The following is a 4,096-nucleotide window of genomic DNA, read 5'->3' as shown; positions in this document are numbered from 1 at the left end:
GGGCCGCACCCGATGTGCGGCCTTCCGCCACCAAGCCTGATGTCATAGATGAGAGTGGACAATCCTTGTCAGCCCCCAGTCCGGGGTGGAGCTACCCCTACCGGCCGCGGGCGGTAGGGGTCAGTTGCGTGGTAGCCGCATCGCCATGGTGGGTGCCTCGGCCATCACCGACGTCGGGGTGAACGCCGCACCGGTGGGCAGCTCCCGGGCCCGGCCGACCTGCACCCCGGGGTACAGCTCCACCATGTCCGCGCCGCCCAGCACCCGGGACTGCTTCGGGGTCAGCGGGACGCGGTCGGCCTCGGCCATCGAACCGTTGGGCCGGATGCCGGAGCCGTTGGTGCTGACGTCGGTGACGATGACCTCGCCGACGCGCAGCTCGAAGCGTACGTGCGCCCGGCTGATCCAGCGCCGTGCCTCGTCGTTGAGCCACTGCCCGAGCATCACGCCCCCGGTCTCCTCGGGGGCCCGACCGACAGTCACCGGTTCGTCCTCGGTGAGCACGAACCGGCGGCGGATCAGGCCACCGATCCGGATCGCCAGCACCTCGCTGCGCGGGCGCGGCCCGGCGTCGGAGAGCCGGGCACCGTGCCGGGGGCAGGTCGGCACGCCGTTGCGCAGGGCGGGCGGCGGCTGACCCGCCGGGGCCCGGTCCACCCGGGCCAGGTCGGCGAACGCCCCGCCGCCCCCGCCGCCGCCGAACAGCGCGCAGCCCGGCTCCGGGCAGCGCCACGTGCGGGCCAGCAACTGCCCGCCGACCGGGGACCGGTCACCCTCGACCGGGGTGTGCCCGCCCCCGACGTGCGCGACGAAGGCCGGGCCGCCCGCGCCGGGCACCGGGGCGACGACCCGCCCCGGCTGCTCCACCAGCCACGGGAACCGGCCGCGCAGGCCGTCGAACCGGACCCGGCTGACCACGGGCAGGCCGAGCAGGTCGGCCACCTCCAGCATCCGGTCACCCGGGTTGTCGAGCACCTCGACCAGGCCGTCGTCGGCCCAGCGGCGGACCACCATCCGCTCGTTGGAGGTGAGGTCCGCGTCGGAGAGCAGCGCCCGGTGCACGATCGCGTAGACCGGGACGCTGTCCTCGGCCAGCTCGCGGGAGAGCGCGTCGATCACCATGCCGAGCCGCAGCAGGCTCGCCGGGCGACCGCCGTCGAGATCCTGGTAGCGGATCACCTCGGCCAGGTCGAGTACCGCTCGGGCCAGGGACGGATCGGTGCAGACCCGTCCCTCGATGGCGTCCAGCACCTTGCTGATCTCGAATCTCATCGCGCGCTCCGGAGGATGTCGTCGATCGGCCGGGCCGCCACCGCCGGGCCCGGTAGGCACCTGCCCGCCGGGGTGAACAGGCGCTGCCCTGGCACGACCCTACCGGTGCCCGGGTCAACCCATCCGGCCCACCGCCGCGCGCAACCGGGCCACGTCACGCCGACGCCGCTCGTAGGTGGCGGCGAGGGTGATCAACGCCAGCCCGCCGACGGCCAGGTAGATCCAGCGCGGCAGCAGGTCCCACCCCCGGACCAGTTCGTGCACCGCGAGCAGGACGAGGGCACCCCCGCCGAGCACCACCGGCGCCTGCCAGCGCCGCACCGCCCCGACCAGCACCACGGCCAGCGCGGCACCGCCCAGCAGCAGCCGCCGCCACGGCTGCGGGTCGGCGGCCACCAGCACCGACACCAGGCTGGGCAGCAACCCGGCGGCCAGTGCGGGGCCGAGGGCGAGCCAACTGGTCAACCCGGGTCGGGCGCGCAGCGCGAGCAGCCCGGCCACCAGGGTCAGCCCGGCCGCCGGCAGGGTGTACGCCTCCAGCAGCACCACCTCGCCGCTGATCAGCAGCAGCCACGCGCCGAGCAGCTCACTGCCGCCGGCCACCGCCCCGAAGGCCCACCGCCGGCCGGCCGACTGGCCCGGGTACAGCACCCGCAGTGCTGCGGCGGCTCCCCAGAGCACGCAGATCACCGCCGCGTACCGGATCGTGCCGACGGTGAGCAGCAGGGCGAGCACGGCCACCGCCTGCGCGGCAACCTCCAGCGCCCGTACGGTGAACGAGCCGCGCCGGGCCAGCGCGGGTGCGCCGAGGAGCACCGCCACCGCCACCCCGAGCACCGGGAAACCGGCGGTGCGCAGCGGCAGGTCGGCGGCCAGCGGCGCGGTGAGCGCGAACCCGGTGGCCGCCGCGACGGCGGTCAGGAAGCCGAGCAGCCGTACCTCGGCCCGCCGGCCGATCGCGCCGACCACCGCCGCCGCGACCACCAGCAGGGCGAGCCCGGCCAGCGTGCCGGCCCGGGTGGCGAGCAGCCCGACCAGGCCGGCGGCCGTCCACAGCAGACCGATCGGGGTGGTCACCGGCACCAGCAACGCCCGGCCACGGCCGGGGGCCGGGGCCGGCTCGACGGCTCCGGGAACGCCCGGCGCGATGCCGGGAACGCCCGAGGCGGTCCCGGTAGCAACCGGCGCGGTCCCGGGGGGAACGGCCGCGCCCGGGGCGGCGGTCCGGGCCGGGCCGGTGAGCGTGGCGGTGAGCAGGGCGGCGATCCCGACGAGCAGCACCGTCGCCGGCACCACCGGCCAGGGGGCGTCCGCGCCGAGCAGGAGCACGGGCAGCGCCGCCGCCCCGAACGGCAGCGCGGCGACGGCCGCCCCGGACCGGTCACCGGTGTGCCGGTGGACGACCAGCGCGGCCGTACCGGCGAGGACCAGCAGCGCCGCCCCGACCACGAGGGCACCGGGCGGCCCGTCCCCCACCGGCACGCCCGACCAGGGCCGCACCGGCCCGCCGTAGGGGGCGACGAGCGCGGCCAGGGCCACCGGCGCGGCGGCGACCAGCGCGAGACCGGCCAGCACCGCGCCGACCACCCGGCCCGGGGTCACCGGTGCGGTCCGCCGGTCGGCCGGTACCAGCGCGACTACCGCCAGCGCCGCATAGAGCGCGAACGGCTCCCCACCGGGTACGACGGTCGGCACGACCACGGCGGCGAGCGCCAGGGCGAGCGCGGTGCCGGCGTACCCGTCGAGGTCGGGACGGCGGCGACGCAGCGCGAGCAGCGGGACCAGCAGCAGCACGGCGGCGATGAACCCGGCCCGCAGCTGCCACCAGGGCGGCGCCCCGACGGCCCGCGACGCGACCGACCCGCCGGCCGGCACGGTGCGCAGCGCGACCGCCAGCGCGACCCCGGCGACCCGGCCCGCGACGGCGCTCGCCGGCCGGCCGGGCAGCGCCACCGACAGTCCGACAACCAGCACCACCCCGAGCGCCACCAGCATCCCGACCGGGGCGGCCGAGGCCACCAGCAGGCCGTGCCCGAGCAGCACCGCGGCCCCCGCTGCGCCGACCAGCACGGTCGGGGCGCGCCGGCCGCGCAGCACCGCGACCGGCAGCAGCGCCGCGCCGACGACCAGGTCGACCGCGAGGGTGGCCGGCCACGGGGTGACCGTGACCGCCGGCAGCGCCGCCGCCGTGAGCACCACCGCCAGCAGTACGGTCACCGGGCGGGCCGCCCTCGGCAGCAGCAGGAGACCGGCACCGGCGGTGAGTAGGACGACGAGCGGCAACTGCCAGCCCCAGGCGAGATCGGGCCCGGCGGCGGCACCCTGCCAGGCGGGCAGCGACCGGTCCACCGCGAGCACCGCCACCGCCCCGGTGGCGAGCACGACGACCTGGGCGGCACCGCCCGCGACCAGCAGTGCGCCGACCCGGGGACCGGTGCGGTGCCGCTGCGGCAGCAGCCGGACGGCACCGGCCAGGGCGGCGGCCACCAGGCCGACGGCGAGCAGCAGGAACCCGGCCCGCAGTTCCGCCACCGGCCGCAGGACCGCCACGGCCAGCAGCGGCACCAGCAGCCCGGCGGTGATCTGCCGGAACACCGTCGCTGCGGCGACCCGGGCCGCACCGGCCAGCACCAGGCCGACGAGGAGCAACGGCAGACCGGCGAGCAGCGGCTGACCGCCGGCCCGACCCAGCGCCAGCGGCACCAGGGCGCAACTCGCGGCGACGGTCAGCGCGGCACCGAAGCCGAGCCAACCGAGCACCCGGCCGGCGAGCACGGAACCGGACGGCCCGGCGACCGGCCCCCCGCCGGCCGCCGGACCCCCG

Annotated in this window: 2 protein-coding genes; both read right to left on the bottom strand. The window is 77.9% G+C overall.

The features are described 5' to 3' along the window. Nucleotides 1-120: 120 nt before the first annotated feature. The gene (locus tag ACOJTC_RS25670) at nt 121-1,272 is read right to left on the bottom strand and encodes an FHA domain-containing protein (RefSeq protein WP_420118815.1); all 1,152 of its coding nucleotides are present in this window, start codon (nt 1,270-1,272) and stop codon (nt 121-123) included. A 114-nt stretch (nt 1,273-1,386) separates the two neighbouring features. Beyond that, on the bottom strand, nt 1,387-4,096 hold a 2,710-nt coding region (locus ACOJTC_RS25665), incomplete at its 5' end, for an SCO7613 C-terminal domain-containing membrane protein (protein WP_420118814.1).

It is taken from the genome of Micromonospora sp., assembly GCF_048594385.1.
In the GTDB taxonomy this organism is placed as follows: Bacteria; Actinomycetota; Actinomycetes; order Mycobacteriales; family Micromonosporaceae; genus Micromonospora; species Micromonospora wenchangensis.
The sequence above is the reverse complement of the archived record's forward strand: the minus strand, read 5'-3'. Positions and strand labels throughout refer to the sequence as shown.